At 40.0% G+C, this 19,547-nt stretch carries 15 protein-coding genes; 2 read left to right on the forward strand and 13 right to left on the reverse strand.

Going from position 1 to position 19,547, the window contains the following annotated elements; translation table 11 throughout:
• Positions 1 to 111: 111 nt before the first annotated feature.
• The 4 genes from DWZ47_RS14345 to DWZ47_RS14360 form a co-directional block, all read right to left on the reverse strand.
• Positions 112 to 1,074, reverse strand: a complete 963-nt coding sequence (locus DWZ47_RS14345; RefSeq protein WP_004305821.1) for a FecR family protein — start codon at positions 1,072 to 1,074, stop codon at positions 112 to 114.
• Between the two features lie 63 nt (positions 1,075 to 1,137).
• Positions 1,138 to 1,734 (reverse strand): RNA polymerase sigma-70 factor, encoded by a 597-nt coding sequence (locus DWZ47_RS14350; RefSeq protein WP_004302285.1) that lies wholly within the window; start codon positions 1,732 to 1,734, stop codon positions 1,138 to 1,140.
• 212 nt (positions 1,735 to 1,946) lie between these two features.
• Positions 1,947 to 3,251 carry an outer membrane beta-barrel protein gene (locus tag DWZ47_RS14355; RefSeq protein ID WP_117513575.1) on the reverse strand — a complete coding sequence of 435 codons (1,305 nt, stop codon included), beginning with the start codon at positions 3,249 to 3,251 and terminating at the stop codon, positions 1,947 to 1,949.
• Positions 3,252 to 3,257: 6 nt separating this feature from the next.
• Positions 3,258 to 3,806, reverse strand: a complete 549-nt coding sequence (locus DWZ47_RS14360) for an RNA polymerase sigma factor (RefSeq protein WP_004305819.1) — start codon at positions 3,804 to 3,806, stop codon at positions 3,258 to 3,260.
• Positions 3,807 to 3,981: 175 nt separating this feature from the next.
• On the opposite strand from DWZ47_RS14360, the gene DWZ47_RS14365 reads away from it, so the two are divergent.
• Positions 3,982 to 4,704, forward strand: a complete 723-nt coding sequence (locus DWZ47_RS14365; protein ID WP_004305817.1) for a NigD-like protein — start codon at positions 3,982 to 3,984, stop codon at positions 4,702 to 4,704.
• Between the two features lie 131 nt (positions 4,705 to 4,835).
• Here DWZ47_RS14365 and DWZ47_RS14370 read toward each other — a convergent pair whose 3' ends face one another.
• Complete coding sequence (locus tag DWZ47_RS14370) at positions 4,836 to 5,516, reverse strand: MIP family channel protein (protein WP_004302280.1); 681 nt, start codon at positions 5,514 to 5,516, stop codon at positions 4,836 to 4,838.
• 146 nt (positions 5,517 to 5,662) lie between these two features.
• A complete protein-coding gene (locus DWZ47_RS14375; protein ID WP_004305816.1) occupies positions 5,663 to 6,589 on the reverse strand; it encodes a hydrogen peroxide-inducible genes activator in 927 nt (308 codons plus the stop codon).
• A gap of 136 nt (positions 6,590 to 6,725) precedes the next feature.
• On the opposite strand from DWZ47_RS14375, the gene DWZ47_RS14380 reads away from it, so the two are divergent.
• Positions 6,726 to 7,202 carry a Dps family protein gene (locus tag DWZ47_RS14380; RefSeq protein ID WP_004302278.1) on the forward strand — a complete coding sequence of 159 codons (477 nt, stop codon included), beginning with the start codon at positions 6,726 to 6,728 and terminating at the stop codon, positions 7,200 to 7,202.
• 122 nt (positions 7,203 to 7,324) lie between these two features.
• Here the strand turns inward: DWZ47_RS14380 and DWZ47_RS14385 are convergent, their stop codons facing one another.
• The 7 genes from DWZ47_RS14385 to DWZ47_RS14415 all read right to left on the reverse strand — a co-directional run bounded on the left by DWZ47_RS14385 (position 7,325) and on the right by DWZ47_RS14415 (position 19,471).
• Positions 7,325 to 9,673: a glycoside hydrolase family 3 N-terminal domain-containing protein gene (locus DWZ47_RS14385; protein WP_117513577.1), complete on the reverse strand. Its 2,349-nt coding sequence runs from the start codon at positions 9,671 to 9,673 to the stop codon at positions 7,325 to 7,327.
• A 73-nt stretch (positions 9,674 to 9,746) separates the two neighbouring features.
• Positions 9,747 to 10,823, reverse strand: coding sequence for a DUF1573 domain-containing protein (locus DWZ47_RS14390; protein ID WP_004310010.1), 1,077 nt, complete (start codon positions 10,821 to 10,823; stop codon positions 9,747 to 9,749).
• Between the two features lie 65 nt (positions 10,824 to 10,888).
• Positions 10,889 to 12,163, reverse strand: coding sequence for a BT_3987 domain-containing protein (locus DWZ47_RS14395; protein WP_233525053.1), 1,275 nt, complete (start codon positions 12,161 to 12,163; stop codon positions 10,889 to 10,891).
• Between the two features lie 30 nt (positions 12,164 to 12,193).
• On the reverse strand, positions 12,194 to 13,408 hold the full coding sequence (locus DWZ47_RS14400) for a DUF1735 and LamG domain-containing protein (protein WP_004319707.1): 1,215 nt from the start codon (positions 13,406 to 13,408) through the stop codon (positions 12,194 to 12,196).
• 22 nt (positions 13,409 to 13,430) lie between these two features.
• Positions 13,431 to 14,516 (reverse strand): endo-beta-N-acetylglucosaminidase family protein, encoded by a 1,086-nt coding sequence (locus tag DWZ47_RS14405; RefSeq protein WP_004319710.1) that lies wholly within the window; start codon positions 14,514 to 14,516, stop codon positions 13,431 to 13,433.
• 24 nt (positions 14,517 to 14,540) lie between these two features.
• Positions 14,541 to 16,154, reverse strand: a complete 1,614-nt coding sequence (locus tag DWZ47_RS14410) for a SusD/RagB family nutrient-binding outer membrane lipoprotein (protein WP_022199280.1) — start codon at positions 16,152 to 16,154, stop codon at positions 14,541 to 14,543.
• Positions 16,155 to 16,177: 23 nt separating this feature from the next.
• Complete coding sequence (locus tag DWZ47_RS14415; protein WP_004319711.1) at positions 16,178 to 19,471, reverse strand: SusC/RagA family TonB-linked outer membrane protein; 3,294 nt, start codon at positions 19,469 to 19,471, stop codon at positions 16,178 to 16,180.
• Between the last annotated feature and the right edge of the window lie 76 nt (positions 19,472 to 19,547).

Here is a 19,547-nt window from a genome sequence, read left to right on the forward strand (position 1 = left end):
ACTCGTCCAATCGCCTATCAGACTTTAACTCTCGTTAACTTATTCAATTCAGAGAACAAAAAAGCCATTCCTAAGTAGTGGGCTTCGGAATGGCTCTATTCATTATTTTTTCTACAATTTCTCTTTCAAAACTATCACCGAACCGTCCATTTCATAATAGAAAGGTGAAGTTAGCATCAGAATATTCAGCGCATTCTGTATGCCGCCTCCCGGAATGGTTCCGGTGAAATATTCATTAGGTAGTTTATTGGAGTCGAAACGAATCTCTACGTCATAAATACGTGAAAGAGTTTTCATGATATTTTCCAAAGATTCTTTCTCAAAGTACATATTTCCTTTCGTCCACTCAATATAGTCAGTCGGATGCACTTGAGTGGCTGTTATCTTATGAGTGGCTTTATTATATTCTATTTTGTCGCCGGGCTTCATGATATGCGATATTTTCTGCGCATAGACCCCTACTTTTCCTTCCAAAAGAACGACTGTCACGTCTTTGGCATCTTCATAGGCAGATACATTAAAAGAAGTACCGAGTACTTTCACTTCCAAATCACCGATTTGCACAATAAAGGCGTGTTTCTCATCATGGGCTACTTTAAAATAGGCTTCACCATTCAGTTGCACGCGACGAACTTTTTCTCCGAAGTTATTCAGGTAACTTAATTGGGAAGCTGAATTGAGAACAACATTTGTTCCGTCCGGCAATTCAATGGTTGCTTTATCTCCTTTGCCCGCTTTCACAATAAAGGGTGTTTCTGCCGTTGGAGAAGAATCTAAAAGATAGTAAGTGAAGAAAGCGACACAGACAGGTAATAAAATGGCAGCAACCCATTTCCAAGGGATGATACGGAGGGGGCGCACTTCCTTGCCCAAAGTCTCTTCTTTGATCCGGGCAAAAAGTTTATCACGCAACACTGGGTTCATGGAGGAATCCGATCTCTCAAACTCTTGTTCCCACCAGTCATGCAACTGACGGTCATTCTTTATCCAGTCTGACAGTTCTTTTATCTCGACATCCGTGATCGTTTCTTCGAAATATTTTTCAATTAGCTCTTTATAATGTGTCTTATCCATCTTTCCACTTATTTACAAGTATACATTTTCATCCTACTTCCCATCCAAAAACAAGTATTACTATTACATTTCATTAACAAAAAAGGCCAACAAAAGGGTAATTACCTTATCATAATGCTTCATCAACTGTTCACGCATAAATTTCACAGCCAAAGATAATTGGGTAGCAACCGTACTTTCGGAAATTCCCATGATTTCGGCTATTTCTTTATTTGTGTAATTCTGCCTTTTGCTCAAAATGAATATTTTCTTCCGTTGCGCAGGCAGTTCTTCGGCAAGAGAATCGATATACTCATTCAAAAAGCGCAGATCAATATTCTCTTCTGTCTGTGAATCACGGTCTACGCTACTTTTCATGAGATATTCATTGTAAACATACTCTACGGTCTGACGCTGATACATATTCATCAATAAGTTTTTGGCAATCGTACAGAGAAAAGAGATAAACGAGGAAGCCGGGTCTACTTTTTCATGCACTTCCCATATACGAATAAAAGTGGCTTGCACCACTTCTTCGGCCATATATTGATTGCCGGAAGAGAGTCGCATAATGAAATTGTACAGTTTGCCACTATACATATTATACAATCTTTCGAATGCCTGAAAGGAACCGCCTTTTAAGTCGATTAATAAATGTTTTTCATCTGTAGAATCTACCATATCTTAGAATTTTGCAACAAAGGTATGCAGCCATAGGTCATAAACAGGTGACAATATTATTAATATTTTCTCAATTATCCGACTTTTCTGAAGAAAAAGATAGTAAATAGCAAATAGTAACGCCATCCGGTCAGGATAATGACGCTATCCAATCAGGATAGTGACGGTATCCGAACCGGATGGCGTTACTATATTTAGTGAGGTAGTTCGTACTAATAAGTCAGACGAACACCTGCTTGTATGTTGAAGTTAAACGGATTCTCTTTACGTATAGTCTGTATATCGGAGCCATCATTGAAATAATAAGCAACACCCGGTTCCACGTAAATACCCAAACGTTTCGTTGCATTGATCTGCGCACCTACACCACCGGATACCGAGAACTGCAAAGGCTTCACTGTTTCTTTTTCAGATCCTAGCTTTCCATAAACACATTTCTCAACCATACCTCCACCGGAAACATAAAGAGTGACGAGTTTCTTATCCAGGAAGTTCCAGTTGGCACGCAACGGAATACCGATATAATGCAGTTTCTGCTCTATCTGTTGTTCTTCACCTGCCAGTTTTGCATCCGAAGAAAGCAGCGTATAAGTCAGTCCTGTCTCAAGAGAGAATCCTTTAGCTAAACCTTTACGAACGGACAATCCGAAAGAAATAGGCTGATGATGTTTAATGTCAACCACCTGTTTTGCCTGACGCAGGTAAGGTACTCCATCTTCGAAAACCAATGTTTGGTCATTAGGAATCGTCTCCATCAGACCGTTGGAAACTGAAAGCATACTCACACGTGACATATAAGCATGAGATCCGGCACCTACTTCTGTTGAAGCACCTCCTGAATTTCCTACCGAAAGTCCCATTGACCATGTTCCCTTTTGAGAAGATCTTTTTTCTGTCGGAATATGAAGTTTGTCTTTACCGGAAGGACGACGCGGTCTGTTATTCGATCGCTCTGTATCCTGTGACTGTCCCTGACTGACATCTGTATTTTCTGCCTGCTTCGGTTCATCTTTTACATTTTCAGTTTCTCCATTTCCTTTTACATTCTTATCTTCCTCACTCAAAGAGTCTTCTCCATTTCCTGTTGAAAGTTTATTTTCATTACCGATCCCTAATGGATCTACACCTGTTTTCTGCTCCGTATGATTCCTGTCGACTTTCGCCAAACGATCTTTGCGAGTTACCGGCCGTAAGACAGGTTCCACAGCAGTTCCCTGCATATCCGGTTGTTGCACACCCGGCAATGCATCGGGCGTGGAAGCCAATGCCGGAGTTTGTATATGACGTATTTCATCCGCAGCGGGTGTCCCTAGAAAATACAGACTTACTGACGAAACGACAGCTAATATTATAATAGCTGCAGCAGCCATCATCCATTTTCGATAAGGATATATTTTCTTCTCCACAGGAGGCATAAGTTCTTTCTCCAGTTGTTCCCAACCGGAAGCAGGCGCCGGTTCGGAATAATCCGCAAGCTTCTCCTTCAACTTATTCATCCACAATTCTTTCTCTTCCATCTCTATCTATCCATTATGCATTATCCATTCTTTTACTCTTTTTGCTAATACACTCTTCGCACGAAACAGTTGCGAAGCTGAAGATTTTTCATTGATACCTAATACCTGTGCGATTTCTTTATGCGATTTGTCTTCAAATGTATAAAGATTGAACACAGTACGATAGCCGGCGGGTAATTCTTCAATAAACTGCATCAACACATTTTGTGGTATCGCTTCTACATCGGAAGCATCCGGCTCTTCATATTCTTCGGGCAACTCTTCCAAAGGTGTCGACTGATTAATCACATCATTTTTCCGAAGATACTGTAAAGCTGTGTTGACCATCACCCGTTCCATCCAGGCTCGCAAAGAGCCTTCACCCCTCCAGGTGAACTTATCGAACGAATCGAATATCTTTAAAAAACCGTCGTGAAGCAGATCCTGGGCTGTATCCCGGTCGCCGGTATAGCGTAGACAGATGCCAAGCATACGCCCCGCATACTGTTCATACAGTTCCTTGCGGGCCCGGTTATTACCCAGCCTACATTGTTCCGACAACTCTATTTCTTCCATTCTCTTATACACGTGTTTACCTTATAAATGCAGCAAAGATAGAAATACTGCATAGAGAGAACAACTCTTTTATCACTTTTGTTTCTTTAACAGATCCGAATGCAATATTTTCTATCCTCTTGCATTTTCACTACAGAAAACATAAATATTATAAAATCTAAAACCTAGTAAGTATATGAAGAAATTTAAATTCATTGCCTTTATCTTTGCTATTATGACTACCATGCCGATTCTCCAGTCATGCTTGGACGACGATGATAATTCGTCCGATCTTCTGGCTATCAGCACCATCAATATGATTAGCCAGGATAGCAAGGAATTTTATTTCACTTTGGATGACGGGAAAAAGATGTATCCCAGCAACTCACAAGGATGGAACAATGAAGATTGGGTGGAGGGACAAAGAGCTTTTGTGATATTCAACGAGTTGGAAGAGCCTGTGAATGGATACGACCTTAATATTCAGGTGAAAGGTATCAATCCAATCTTAACCAAAGACATCGTCACAATGGGTGAAGATGACAACGACGAAGAGAAAATCGGAGATGATAAGATCAACACGACTTATATGTGGATCAATAAGGATAATAAATATCTGACGATTGAATTCCAATATTACGGAACACATAGTGAAGATAAAAAACATTTCCTGAATCTGGTGATTAATGACAAAGAAGAGACTGCTCCCACTGCTGACGAAGGCAATGCGGAGGACGAATATATCAATCTGGAATTCCGTCATAACAGTGAAGGAGATGATCCTCAACGTTTGGGTGAAGGATATGTGTCTTTCAAACTGGATAAGATTAAAAACCGGATGGAGGGGAAAAAGGGACTAAGAATTCGTGTCAACACCATTTATGGCGGGCCGAAAACTTATGAAGTGAAATTTCCTTAGACGACTAATCTAATGTGAACATGCGAAACACACTCTTTTTTAATATAATATATTAATTACGCAAAAGAGGGCGGTAGTTGTGAAACTGCCGCCCTTTTACTTTCTTCTTTATATTCTTTCTTCTAAAAGAGTTATTTCTTATCTCCCAGATAATTCCAAACAACTGCACTCAATGCAGCTCCTACAAATGGAGCAATGATGAACAGCCACAACTGCGACAATGCTTCTCCTCCTTGGAATAATGCCGGAGCAATACTACGTGCCGGGTTTACAGAAGTCCCTGTGATAGGAATACATACAATATGTACCAATACAAGAGTCAAACCGATGGCAAGTCCTGCCAGATTGCCTGCTCCCTTCTTCGGATCGGTAGAGCCGAGCACTACCAATACAAATATGAAAGTAAATACTGCTTCCGCAATAAATGCCTGCAACATTTCTCCATCACCAAAACCATTCGAACCTGTCGCTGTAGGCCCGTCATGAGCACCGGTAGAAACTAAAGCAAAAAGAATAGCCGAACCGATAATAGCTCCGATTACCTGGAAAATCATATACATACCTGCATCTTTTCCATTCATACGACCAGTCAAAAACACTCCTAATGTAATAGCAGGATTAATGTGACATCCCGAAATACCTCCGATAGCATACGCCATCGCTACTACGGATAAACCAAAGGCTAAAGCTACGCCGATTGTTCCCACACCAGCACCTACTGTATCAGCCAAACCACCAGCAAAGACGGCGCTACCACATCCCATAAGAACGAGCACCATCGTTCCAATCATTTCTGCAATGTACTTTTTCATAGTAATTAATATTGTTTTTGTTTACTTTCCAAAAATAAGCAATTCAGACTAGAAATCAAAACATATCCGTATTATTATAACGCAACTTTGCTACATTTTTTACAGAAAGAGATTGTTCTCGATGGAAAAAGGGATTCCCTAATGTGCTATAACAAACATTGTATGGACTGTAAAGAAAGCATTTCCTTGGGAACCGCCGCCTTTATTTCCTCTTTCAGGACGCATAAGAGACTGTGGCGAATAAAATCTTTATTTGTTACCAGTACCACTTGCCGTGTAGGTCGGGGAATGGCAAACGGACGTACCAACTGCCGCTGTTCTTCCGTCAATTGCATCACTGCCAATTCGGGAATAAAAGTGATTCCTTTTCCACTTTCTACCATTCGCATAAAGGTTTCCATACTTCCCAAACGATAGGCCATCTGATTAACCTTCACGGCCTCCATCTGACAGAAACGGACGAGTTGATCGCGAAAACAGTGTCCTTCGTCCAAAAGCCAAAGATGTTCGCCTGTTATATCAGAAGTACGGATCATATCATGCTTGAAAGAGGATTCTTTTCGTGACACATAAGCGTAAAATTGCTCATAGAAAAGAGTTTCTTCTGTCAAGAACGTATCTTCCAGTTTGCTGGCAATAATTCCCGCATCCAAATCTCCGGCATGCAAAGCCTGCTGAATATCCTGTGTCTTCATTTCCGTGACACGAATATCCAGTTCGGGATATTTTTCCATTAGTTGAGGAAAAAAGCGAGGAAGCAGATAGGGAGCGATAGTAGGTAATACCCCCAAGCGGAATACGCCTGACAATGACTGTTTATCTTCACTGATTATTTCTTTCACTTGAGCTGCCTGCGCCAGAATCACGCGAGCCTGGTCTATCACTTTCTGCCCGATGGGTGTCGGACAAACGGGTTGCACTGTCCTATCGAACAACTTTACTCCCAATTCATCTTCCAGCTTCTGAATCATGGCACTCAAAGTGGGTTGCGTCACACGACAATATTCAGCTGCCCGTGCGAAATGCCTGAACTGGTCTACAGCCAGTATATACTCTAATTGTTGTATCGTCATCTATCAAATCTTATTAAGTTATAGATTTCATCTATGCAAAGATAGAAATTTTCAGTTTGACAGCAAGCATTTTACGCCTTATCTTTGCAGTACAGAAAAAAAGAGAACAAGTATAAATCATTAAAAATAGAAGAATATGAAAACTTTAGAATTTATCAAATTGAACGAATCGGGAGCAAACAACGTAGTAGCATCTTTGCAACAACTATTAGCAGACTTCCAAGTGTATTACACCAATCTTCGCGGTTTCCACTGGAATATCAAGGGACATAATTTCTTTGTACTCCACAGTCAATTCGAAAAGATGTATGATGACACGGCTGAAAAGGTGGATGAAATCGCAGAACGTATCTTGATGCTGGGTGGTACTCCTGCCAATAAATTCAGCGATTATCTAAAAGTAGCAAATGTGAATGAAGTGGATAAGGTAAGCAACGGAGACGAAGCATTGAATAATATCCTTCAGTCTATCAGCTATCTGATTGGTGAAGAACGTAAGATCTTATCTATCGCTTCTCAAGCCGGAGACGAAGTAACCGTTTCGATGATGAGCGATTATCTGAAAGAACAGGAAAAATTGGTTTGGATGTTGGTTGCTTATAGTAGCAAGTAATTGAAATAAAAGGTTTAGGTTTTAGGTGAGAAAGAGAGGATATTTCCGCAAAAGGAATATTCTCTCTTTTTTATTAAGAGAAAACGAAACAGGAAATCTCTTAATATAGATATTAATAAAAATTACTCCACTAAAATAACATTCTGCAACCTAATATCATTAGAAGCGGCACCAATCATAAGATGGAAATTTCCAGACTCTACTACTTTCTTCAAAGTATAGTTAACCAAGAAAAAGTCCTCCTCTGTCAAAACAAAAGTAACTTTTTTCTCTTCTCTTTTTTTCAAATGGAAACGTTCAAAATGTTTCAACTGTTTCATCGGCTGAACAACTGATGCATATTCATCTCTCATATAAAGTTGTGATACTTCTTCGCCATCATACTTCCCTGTATTCTTTACTTTAAATGAGACTTCAAAACAACGAGCAGATTTCTGCACTACCTGCAAATCAGAATATTCAAAAGTGGTATAACTCATCCCATAACCAAAGCTATATAACGGAGAAGATGACACTTCCACATAATCATGATTCCGAGGAGCTTTCTGATTATAATAAACCGGAATCTGACCTACAGAACGCGGAACGGAGATTGGCAAACGTCCAGAAGGATTATAATCTCCAAAGAGAACATCCGCTATGGCATTTCCACCCTCCTGCCCCGGATAGTAAGCAGTCAGTAGTGCATCAGCATATTCCGAAGCCCAATTCTTTTCTAAAGGACGACCTTCAATATAAACGACAATCAAAGGCTTACCTGTCTTTTGCAAAGATTCCAATAGTTCTTGTTGTCTACCAAGTAAGGATAAACTGGCACGGTCAAATCCTTCTCCACACTCCATATCACTTACACTACCCTCTTCAGCTACAGCCGCACCTGTTTCTTTATAGCTCGTTTTAAAATCACGGGCACTGGAACCACCCACAACCACAATTACAACTTCGGAGCGACGGGCAGCTTCAATTGCTTGTTCTATCTCATTCACTGTAGTATCACGAATAGCACAGCCTCGTACATATTCCACACGAGAAGGAGATAATTTTGTTATAATTCCATCAAGAACAGTTTTCACATTACTATCTTCCTGCGGAGCTGTATAGTCCCCTAACATATTATATCGATTGTCAGCATTAGGGCCAATTACCGCCACCTTATTTATCGTCTTGCTTAAAGGAAGAATTGAATTCTCATTTTTGAGAAGTGTTATGGAAGACTGTGCAATTTTACGTGCCAGTTCGATATGTTCTTTACGGCGTACTGTTTTAGCAGCAATTTTCGGATCCATATAAGGATGCTCAAACAAGCCCATCTCAAACTTCATCCGTAACACCCGGCAGACAGCCGTATCAATCACAGCCTTATCCATTTGTCCGGATTGAACTGCATGACAAAGGTTGGTATAAGCATCCCCACCCAAGTCAACATCAACGCCAGCCATTACAGATTGTATGGCTGCATTCTCTTTGGTTGGAGCAACAAAGTGGCTTTCGTGAATCCCTTCAATACTATATAAATCGGAAACTACAAAGCCGCGAAACTTCCATTCATTACGCAAGAGTTTAGTCAGCAAATAATGGTTCGACGTACAAGGTATCCCATCTATCGAATTGTATGAAGTCATTACAGACAATGCCCCTGCATCTATTGCCTTACGAAAAGGAGGAAGAAAATTCTGATGCAAATCACGAATACCCACTGAAGCATAATTACCATTCTGTCCACCCTCCGGCACAGCGTATGCCAGAAAATGTTTCAAGGTAGCTATGGTAGCGTATTTTTGTGATAGATTACCTCCACCTAAACCGTCAACCATAGACGCCCCTAAAATACCGCTTAATACCGGATCTTCCCCAAATGTTTCTTCCACGCGGGACCAACGGGGATCACGGGTCAGATCAAGTACGGGACCGTAACTAATATGCCCACCTTGGGAACGAATTTCTTTAGCGATAACTTGACCAACTTCTTTTACTAACTCCGGTGACCAGGTAGCTGCCATTCCGATACCCGTAGGAAAAACAGTAGCACCAATTGCCATGTGCCCATGAGGGGCTTCTTCTGCTAAAAACATCGGAATTCCCAGACGGGTATTCTCCATCACATACTTTTGTAATGCATTTCCTGCCTTTGCAGCCAGTTCCGGATTAAGTCCATTTGCTATAGTTTTCTTTGTCCAAGGATCGGCACGATAAGTTGCCCAAAGCATTCCTACATTCCTTTCTTTGATTAATTGCTTGAACTTTTCGGAAGGATGAACTTCACTACCATGGATTTCATACATTTCCCAACCTAAAGGACAAAGTAACTGACCGACCTTTTCTTCTAAAGTCATGCGGGAAAGTAAATCTGAAAGTCTTATATCTATCGACAAACAGCGATCTTTGTAAGCAGGTAACGAGGGAGAGGATTGAGTAAACCCCAAAGTACATACCATCTGTACTATCACCAAGATATACAATCGTTTTATCATAATGTTATATGCAGTAAAATGACTCAATTAATTTATAGTGTATTTCTAATCTTTCAAATAGAGATATTCAATCCTACTTACCTATTTCTCCTTCAAATATAACTGTATGTACAGGTTGATGAGCATCATTTGTTATCAACTTGACCTTTGCATCCAATAGATGGTTTGAAGATGATACATTTAATTCAAACAGAACCTCCAGACACTCATTTTGCTTCAAAACCTTTTCACCCCGGATATTAGTAGAAACAAATTCCGGACATTCTATCTTGCGGATAATAAGAGGATTCGCCCCTTCATTAGTAACTTTTACTTTTCGCTGAATATGCTTTTTTAATGAGATATTCCCCAAATTAAAATAAGATTGTGAACATTTCATCCGGGGAGCAGTTGCCGTGCTTACTTTTCTCATATCATCAATCACTGTACCAAAGATTTGTATAGGAGAACTGTGTACGGAATTGGCACTAATAATAATCTTATCTTTAAATGTACCGTAAAAGCCTTTTAAAGGAGAAGCTGTTATTTTTATAGTCGCATAAGATCGACCTTGAAGAGATGATGGCATAGAAATCGACAAACATCCGCTCTTATCCAACAGCGAGTATGACAACCTGACCATTTTATCCGATCGGTTATAGATTCTAATTTCCAATTGTTTTGGCCTCCCATTATGTTGTAACAGATCATAAGATAGAGTCATTCGGTCTGCCAGAATATCTGATGATAAAGAATAAGGATATTCATCCTCTATACGATTCATTGTATTTATCGTGCCTTTTACCCAAAGAGTATTGACACTTTGCCCTGAATTAGAAACAACCCTTATACTCTTAGAGAAAAAGTTTGTTCGCCCTTTAGGATCGAAAGTTACGGTAATAGTGCCTGTATGCCCTGGTTTTACAGGTTGTTTACTATAAACAGAAATGGCACACCCACAAGTTGAAATCACTTCTTCAATCACAACCGGAGAAGTATGCATATTAGTAAAATGAAAAGTATGACTCACTTTGCCTCCTACTTCCTGAATATTACCAAAATTCCAAGTAGTAGTATCAAAACGCAATACAGCTCTTCCCTGTTGTTGCGCACATACGCCAACAATAGAGCACAGTAAAACGATCAAAGCTGACATAAAACGTTTCATCATCATTTCTTTAAGTTAATATTGGGAGCTACGTAAAAACACAATAACTCCCAATATAAAATCACATTTTAATTATCTTGAGGCAAATCATTGAATTCTGCATTCCAAATGATATTTGCCGAAGCCGGGAAAGTTAAATCACGCCCATTGCCCGAACTGTCCTTCAATGTATTTCCTTCTCCTTCATCCAATTTCCAATAGCCATATAAGTCCGAAGAAGATGGAGAAGCTATTGTACGCAAGTTAGCTTTTACTTCTTCCGCTGTCAGACACTTCTTCCACATACGAATATCAGAAATCAGACCATCAAAATACATACTTGAACTTGTATTACCAAACTGAATACCAGTCAACGTATATCCCACCTTGAATCTTTGAGAAGAGGATGGTCCCCAACGTTTAGTAGGTTTTGCAGAAGCAACTTCCTCACCGTTAATATATAAACGATAAGCAACCTCAGTATTCTGGCCCGTTTTCGTTCCGTCACAAGTAATAGTCAACCTAACCCATTGATTAGCCGGCAACGTTATATTTTGATTAGCCAATGTCAAGTCACATTGACGATTACCAATATTAGACGCTCCCGTTGCACCAGTTACACGTAGTTCACAACCACTAAAAACCTCATTATTATTGTTGGTATCCTTACCACGCCATGTACCTATATAATTAGTTCCACTGTGCCAATTATATGGATATACAAGCATTTCAAACGTATGTGTATTATCTTCAATCGTAACTACTTCATCATTTGCGAAACTTAACGTACGATACATATCCGTTGAATAAGAACTCATATTCAATCCCGGTATATAATCCAATTCCCCATTAATGCTAATCGTAAAATAAGAAACAGAACGAGTGTCCGTTACAAATTGTCCTACACACGTTTCATCTATTGTTGCAACAATAGGAAGCAAATATTCTTCACCTTCCACCAAACCGAACAATGATGAAAACTTAACTGATAAGGAATTGGATTCTTGCTGTCCTGCCTTCACTATCGCATTTTTAGCTTGCAACTCATAGACAAAAGCGGGCATCATCTTATAAGACGTGTTATTTGCAGCGTTATAAGCCTCTACCATACTTTCGTCCACGGCAATGTCACACAATAAAGTAGTAGCAGCAGGTTTATCCAGTTTGATAGTATAATCATAGACATAGCTTCCTGCATCCAGTATCTCCCTATAATCAATAGAAACAGGTCCTGCCTCCGACTGTGGCATCTCTATTGTCGGCAATTCAATAAAATCATTGTCATCATCCGAACAAGATGTGAATCCTACTCCTCCCAATAAAACAAGCAAAAGGAGAGTTAATCTATTTATATTGTTTTTCATTATCATACAGTCTATTCATTTATTATTACCTTATTCAAGACATTTATTCGTATCATCATAAGTCCAGTCAATCGTGATTCCATTCTTATAACTAATATCACGCTTTGACGGAGATAAATCATAGAAAGTAGTTCCTTCTCCTTCATTCATTCTCCAATAAGACACAAGCCCATTGGTAGAAGGGTCTACCCCACATACATTTGCTTTAATTTCACGAGCAGACAAAGGACGAGTCCAAAGACGCATCTCACTCAAACGACCATAAAACAATTGTGAAGATTGATAACCTTTTGAAGGCATACCGATCTGTACTCCATAAAGCGCATATTCATACGGAGCAACTGTCATTGAGTTATCTTTCTCTCCATTGATATACAATGTCAACGTACTGCCGTCATTTACCAAGGCAACAGCATACCAGGTATTTAAAGCAAAGCGAGTATTCGATGACATTTTACCCTGTTTAGTTGTTACATGCAACTGGTTCGGTTCATCCGTTCCTTCACCAAAACGAAGCAGGTTCTGGTCACATTTAAAGCCTCCATCATCAATCGCTCCCCCTTCTACAGATGCTTCACTACCTCCAAATGAGCAAACACGGGTAGTACCGGAAGCTCCGGAAGAACGGAATTTAGTGGCGTAAATCTTCACTTCCCATGTATAAGTAGGCAAAGAAGGAATAGGATCCGGAAGCAAAAATTGATAAGCCATAGAAGCCTGTCCTACATACGGAGCATGGAAACGCAATGTTCGAGATACTTTCAGGAAAATAGTACGCCCTGCTTCTATAATATCCAAATCTCCCGTCGCACTTTTTATGGTAACCGGTATCAAATAAACACGTCCCGGAACAAATTCCGAATCATCGGCAATTGAAAGAGAGGCAGCAGAAGAAATTGCCTGTCCTGCTGAAATAGTAACCTCCGGATTTTCAAATGTATATGATTTATCCGGAATGGGATAATAATTGGTTCCCATTTCCTCATTATAAGTATCAACCAGACTTGCATCAACAGCCAGATTCACCTGAATATCCGATTCAACGCGAGAAGTTGAAGTCACAGAAACAGCATACGCAGATGGAAATCCATCAATGGCGAACTTTACCAATCTATCCGAAGATGTTCCGGTCATTAACAACCCGTCACCTTTTTGAGCGGCTTCCTGGCATCCCAGCAGCATAAAAGAAGCTATTCCTATCAAAGCAGCTCCCCATATCTTTTTTATATTATTCAATGTTTTCATACCTTGCATACAAATTTAAAATTCATCCATTTTCTTCTTCCGTTTCTTGTTTAGTAGACTGTTGTACAGGCTTTCCGGCAGGATTTTGTTCCTGAATACCACGCCGAAGGCTATAATAAGGAATAGCGGCTTTCTCTTTATCACCTATAGCCTGATTAGCAGGACGAGTGGTATTGTATTCATATTCAAAATAATATCCACCGAATCCGCCTTTTCGTCCTTGTGTAGGATTCCAGCGTGCCATACCTATTACAGAATAGATTGGATTGCCCCATGAATCTACTTTATTTCCATCGGCTTCCGTAAATTCGACTCCACCATTCTGCCAGTACCATCCCATTTGTTCCGTAGCAACGAATTTTTCAGGAGGACACCAGCTGCTAAGCTGGTCAAATTTAGATTGCAAACTTTGAGCACTACCGGTGGTGTAACATTGTCGTACAAAATAATCGACATAAGGTTCTGTTTCCTTAGGAGGCAGCTGATTATAGAAGTCAACAATTAATAATTTGCCTGTACCCGATTGAGGACCGAAATAATTTCCCAATACCTTTATAAACTTTGTAAAGTTATCATTTTGCAACCAGTCGCCTTCCGGTTCGTAGTCCAAGTCCAAACCATCCAGATCATTACGCAACACACATCTCGCAAGATGCAAAGCATAAGCCTCGATACCTGCGTCGGTTTTAGGAAACTCCGTACTTCCAATACGGCAAATCGTACACATCACAACGCGAGTCCCCTTTACTGTACGGATATAATTCATTTCCTCATAAGCAGTCGGCAAATAACGCTCGTTATAATAACTCGTTTCTACATAAGCCGGATTGTTGGAAGGAATACCTGACCACAGACTGACAATGTCCAGACTATCCGGCAGACCAGTGAAATGAAGCCCCTGCGAAGGAGATGCTTCTGAAGTATAACCGGCATACCAGCCGAAACAAATAGCATGATCTGTTTTCTTATATTCACGCAGGTTCTGATAATATTCTTCATTATAAGTATTAGCTGCCTGTATAACTTCCGGTTCAATATCCGTATCACAACCACTCACAACAAATGTCAAGAGATAGGTGAACAAAAAATATACATAATTTCTTTTCATATTCTGCATTATTTAAGTAACCAATTATTTATTAGGCACATCCCACCACAATCTGACACCCGGGTTATCTACGCCACCTAAAAGTGTGATGCCTTTATCCAACTCTGTTCTATTCGTATTATATTCCGATTCCGGATAAGGTAATCTGCGGATTTGTATATTTGTGTCTACAGAACCTCCGGAACTTTCGTTCACAACAACCGGAAATACTTTCGGATAACCGGTACGGCGGAACTCTGTCCATGCCTCTTGTCCCACCGGATAAAGAGCAATGTACTTTTGAGTAATGATTTGTTCCAGATTTGTTTTAAAATCTCCCGATTCATCCCAAGCGATAGAAACAGTCCCCAAAGCATCCATGGAATGAGATGATGTCACCGGATCCTCATAATTGGCAGGCACATATCCACCCGCCGCAGTTCTTGTCAGATACGCGTCAGCTCCTGATACACCATGTTCATCAAATGACATTCTTATTCCATCTTCATAATACTTTTTAGCATCGGCATTCGTTCCCCAACGCAAAGCATATTCCGCCAACAAGAAATATGATTCAGATGAACGCATCCACACTACATTGGAAGTAGCGGTTGCCTGTGGTTCGGCAAAGATTCCTGTTATATATTTATCCTTACTTACGTCCTTTGACATTCCGGCTCTTATACCCCGATATTTTCCACCCGTACCTGCCTCGAAGTAAGCAGAAAGTCGTGGATCCTGATAACCATTCATGTATGAATCCAGCGTCGCTCCCATACAAATATCATCCCATCCTTTCAGAATATACAGAGGACTTTCATAAGTCGCTATCGGAGTAATATGCTGAAGTTCTGCTAAATCAGACTTCACATTCATCAATCCATAACTATTGCCAATAGCCAGTTGGGCTTCACTTTTTGCCTTTGTTTCATCCACATAGGCAAGATGCAATGCAAGACGCAAACGAAGTGAATTGGCAAACTTTATCCAAGATGTAACATCACCGTTGAACACACAATCCCATGATGACAAAACTTTACTTCCGGATGCAGCATAACTATCCAAGTTATTGATAGCTCCATCCAATTCTTCAAAGAATCTGTAATAAACATCCTTTTGCGAATCATAAGGCACTTCTTTTGAAACTCCAAAATTCAAATAAGGAATAGGGCCATAGGTATCTGTCACACGATGCATTGCCGCTACTTTCAGAATTTGTGCCATAGAAAACCGGGGATCTTCGTCATTGTTAATCGCTTTTCTTATTTCACGCCAGGCATTCATAGTCGTCAGGTAATTGGTAGTGAACATATCACCATACCAACTTCTTTTATCCCAATTGTAACGACCGGCAGAATTGATACTGGGAGCAGGAAAACCAAAATAGCCGACATAACCATCTCCACCCATCACTTCCACAGTCTGATATCTGTCCGAACCGATATTAAGTCCCGGTTGTGCTACCACCAGTACGTTCTGCTCCATCTGTAAAAGAAGAGAACCAGTTCTCACATTATCCCAATCCGTCATCTCATCGGTTGCTTCATTAGGATTGGTATTGTACTCCAAAAAATTCTTTGTACAACCTACATTTATCATGATTACTCCAAGGAGTAAGTAGTAGTTCCTTACTTTAAAAAACTTACGTATGTTCATCATTATTTTTTTTAAAGGTTATCCAATTAGAAAGAAATCTTTGCAGAAAATCCCATCGATCTCAAACTCGGTTGCATGAAATAGTCCATACCCTGGTTATAAGTACCTGTACTTGCAGTAGATTCCGGGTCAAATGGAGCCTTACAATATAGCATCCATAAATTACGTCCTACAAAGGACACATTCAATCCAGAAATCCATTTACACCATTTATTGATCGGAATATCATATCCCAATGTCAATTCTCCCAAACGAACATTCGTCATACTATATACATACATAGAACCTACATAACCTGTACCATTAGCTCCGATAGTCTGATACCATGTCTGGGCATCAATCATCTGGCCGTTTACTTTCACGCCACCATTATCCCGCGCTTCTGCCGATGTCTTAGACACTCCATAATAGTCCATTACAGCTTGAGTGGCAGAAACTCCGATACCACCTACACGGGCATTCAACATAAATCCGAGACTGATTCCTTTCCAATTAAATTCATTTCTCCAGCTAAGAGTATATTTCGGATTGGTATTACCAGCATAGACATAATTATTCTTATCTGTTTCCAATGTACCCGTCATTGAATTCATCCAGATATGTCCATGCTCATCAGTTCTCATTGTATTCACATATACATCTCCCATAGAGCCCCCTACTGTTAGCCGCTGTTTGGCACCGCCTAACGAATAGACATCCATTTCGTCCAGATGTACTGTCACTCCCAACTCTTCATTTGTATATTCAGGGAGTAATTGGTCAATGCGGTTTCTGTTGAGCGACCATAGTAAAGTTGTTTTCCAATCTACAGGCCCTATATTCTGTTTAAAGCCAAGAGCTAACTCAATACCTTTATTCGTTACTTTACCTGCATTTACATATAATTTAGAATATCCGGTTGTTGTAGAAATTTCCGGACTGAAGAGCTGATTCTCCGTATATGTCTTATAAGCTGTCACGTCCAGTGTCAGTTTATTATCAAACAGACCTAAATTAAATCCTCCTTCCCATGAATGAGTTCTCTCCGGTTTAAGGTCTTTTATCGGGAAATAAGAAGTGGTATTCAACCCTCCCAACACTGCGTAAGTAGTGATAGCCCTGAATCTTTCCGGTGCATTACCCACCTCACTATATGAAAGGCGGACCTTTGCATAAGAAAGAATGTTAGATTTCATTGTAAACATATTAGTCAGAATCGCTGAAGCACCGATAGAAGGATATAATATGGAAGAATGGTTTGTTCCTGCCAAAGCAGATATCCAGTCATTACGTAACGAACCATCTACATAAACCATGCCCTTATATCCTAATGAGAATGTTCCGAATAAAGAATTGGTACGGTCGTGATAGTTCGTATTTTTATAGGTTAATTTACCGGAAACGTTCGCATTGTTAGAAGTAAACAGATTAGGAATGGTCAGCAATCCGCCGCCAAAATTAAGTTCCTTATAATCCAAATCCAATAAACTGGCACCTAAAGATGCTGTCAGATTCCATGTGTCGTGATAGAAATATTTATTGATATTCAACATGGCATCCGCATATATCTGACTGGTATTCTTGTTCGATTGCACGTATGCTCCTTTATCCGAGTTTTCAGCAATCACATTCAAAGTGGAAGCATACATTTTCTTTTCCGAGTTGATAGTTTCCTTATCCAGTTTCACGCGTCCGGAAACATTCAACCAATCTGTTATCGTATATTTTAGTGAACCGCTTGCCAGAAAACGGTCTTTCTTGTTGGTATACATATTCCGGTTCGTAATCCAGTAAGGATTCTGCATGGATAATCCATTTTCTTTCAATGGCCAGAACTGTGTTTTTATGTTACGGTCTACATCATATCGTTCATAATACTGATATTTCGAGAAATCATCACCGCGCGGAAATAAATAAACGGGAACCAATGGATTGGCATACTCTCCTTGCGACAACATATTCTGTTCCTTTACATTAGAATACATAAAACTTAAATCCATCGTCAGTTTATCATTCAGCATAGAGGTCGTGTTACGAACAGAGAAATTATATCTGTCCAAGTCATTATTCTGAATGATACCCCGGGCATTCACAGCACCTACGGATACATAGGTTTGATTTTTTTGTGTCCCTGTAGTCAGACTTACAGTGTTTGCTACATTGTAACCTGTCTGAAAAAAATCTTTAACTTCATAATCGGTAGGAGATGACAATTTAGATGCCCAACTATACCACTCTCCAGTTTCCGAACCATACGTATTCTGGAATTCCGGCAATCGGAATGGTGAATAGAAAGTTGAATTATTACTGTAAGTCAATCTGGTTTTATCTACAGCTCCTTTCTTCGTTGTGATAAGTACCACACCATTGGCAGCAGCCGAACCGTATAGTGCAGCGGCGGCCGATCCGCTAAGTACTGAAATTGATTCTATATCATCAGCGTTGAAGTTAGCCAATCCGTCACCGGATTGTCCGGCACCCGTATACTGATCGTCGGGTTGTTCACCTGATATATTAGCCAAAGGAACTCCATCTACTACATATAGAGCGTTGTTATTACCTGATATAGACTTCGTACCACGCATTACCACACGGGCACCGCCTCCAATACCGGATGAACTTGCATTGATATTCACACCCGCCACCTTACCGGCAAGACTGCTCATCACATTCATATCTTTCGCCTTTGCCACTTCGTCGCCGCCAATCTGCTGCACATTGTATGTCAAAGACTTGGTTTCGCGTTTAATGCCCAAAGCCGTTACAACAACCTCATTCAAGACTTTTGCATCTTCCGTCATCACAATGGAAAGCGATTTATTATCTGTAACCTTCACCTCTTGAGAAGCATATCCAATATAAGAGATCTCCAATACCGCTCCCTTTTTAGCTTGAATCTGAAAGTTTCCGTCGAAATCTGTAATAGCACCGGTAGTTGTCCCTTTTACTTTCACATTCACTCCGATCAAAGGTTCTCCTTTTGTATCTTTCACTGTACCTTTTACCTGAATAGTCGGATCTTGCTCTGTTACATTCAATTTATTGGTAGACAAGATAATCTGCTTATCAACCACTGTATAAGTAATGTTGGTTCCTTTAAATACCTCATCAAGAATATCCAGGATCTTACCTGAATTGTTTCTCACAGAAACAATACGATTCTTCTGAATTGTTTTATCATTATAAAGGAAAACATAGTCGGACGTCTCCTCTATTTTATTCAGTACCTGTTCTACAGATACATTGTTCATTGAAATGGCAACCCGCGTTCGCTGGGCATAGCCATCTTCGGCAGAAAGTTGTAATACTACTGCGAAAAGTAGTGCTAGACTAATCCTCATAACTAAAGGAAGTTTTAGATTTAAAGCATATTTAGGACATAATGCTGTAAATGAATGATTTTTTTTCATACATTTG

Source organism: Bacteroides sp. AF32-8BH, assembly GCF_003435205.1.
GTDB lineage: Bacteria > Bacteroidota > Bacteroidia > Bacteroidales > Bacteroidaceae > Bacteroides > Bacteroides ovatus.

Coding starts and splice junctions, on each gene's coding strand:
- DWZ47_RS14380 (WP_004302278.1), top strand. CDS start 6,726: ATGAAAACTTTAGAATTTATCAAATTGAACGAATCGGGAGCAAACAAC.
- DWZ47_RS14415 (WP_004319711.1), bottom strand. CDS start 19,471: ATGAGGATTAGTCTAGCACTACTTTTCGCAGTAGTATTACAACTTTCT.
- DWZ47_RS14410 (WP_022199280.1), bottom strand. CDS start 16,154: ATGATGAACATACGTAAGTTTTTTAAAGTAAGGAACTACTACTTACTC.
- DWZ47_RS14345 (WP_004305821.1), bottom strand. CDS start 1,074: ATGGATAAGACACATTATAAAGAGCTAATTGAAAAATATTTCGAAGAA.
- DWZ47_RS14375 (WP_004305816.1), bottom strand. CDS start 6,589: ATGACGATACAACAATTAGAGTATATACTGGCTGTAGACCAGTTCAGG.
- DWZ47_RS14385 (WP_117513577.1), bottom strand. CDS start 9,673: ATGATAAAACGATTGTATATCTTGGTGATAGTACAGATGGTATGTACT.
- DWZ47_RS14400 (WP_004319707.1), bottom strand. CDS start 13,408: ATGAAAACATTGAATAATATAAAAAAGATATGGGGAGCTGCTTTGATA.
- DWZ47_RS14365 (WP_004305817.1), top strand. CDS start 3,982: ATGAAGAAATTTAAATTCATTGCCTTTATCTTTGCTATTATGACTACC.
- DWZ47_RS14395 (WP_233525053.1), bottom strand. CDS start 12,163: ATGAAAAACAATATAAATAGATTAACTCTCCTTTTGCTTGTTTTATTG.
- DWZ47_RS14405 (WP_004319710.1), bottom strand. CDS start 14,516: ATGAAAAGAAATTATGTATATTTTTTGTTCACCTATCTCTTGACATTT.
- DWZ47_RS14360 (WP_004305819.1), bottom strand. CDS start 3,806: ATGGAAGAAATAGAGTTGTCGGAACAATGTAGGCTGGGTAATAACCGG.
- DWZ47_RS14350 (WP_004302285.1), bottom strand. CDS start 1,734: ATGGTAGATTCTACAGATGAAAAACATTTATTAATCGACTTAAAAGGC.
- DWZ47_RS14355 (WP_117513575.1), bottom strand. CDS start 3,251: ATGGAAGAGAAAGAATTGTGGATGAATAAGTTGAAGGAGAAGCTTGCG.
- DWZ47_RS14390 (WP_004310010.1), bottom strand. CDS start 10,823: ATGATGAAACGTTTTATGTCAGCTTTGATCGTTTTACTGTGCTCTATT.
- DWZ47_RS14370 (WP_004302280.1), bottom strand. CDS start 5,516: ATGAAAAAGTACATTGCAGAAATGATTGGAACGATGGTGCTCGTTCTT.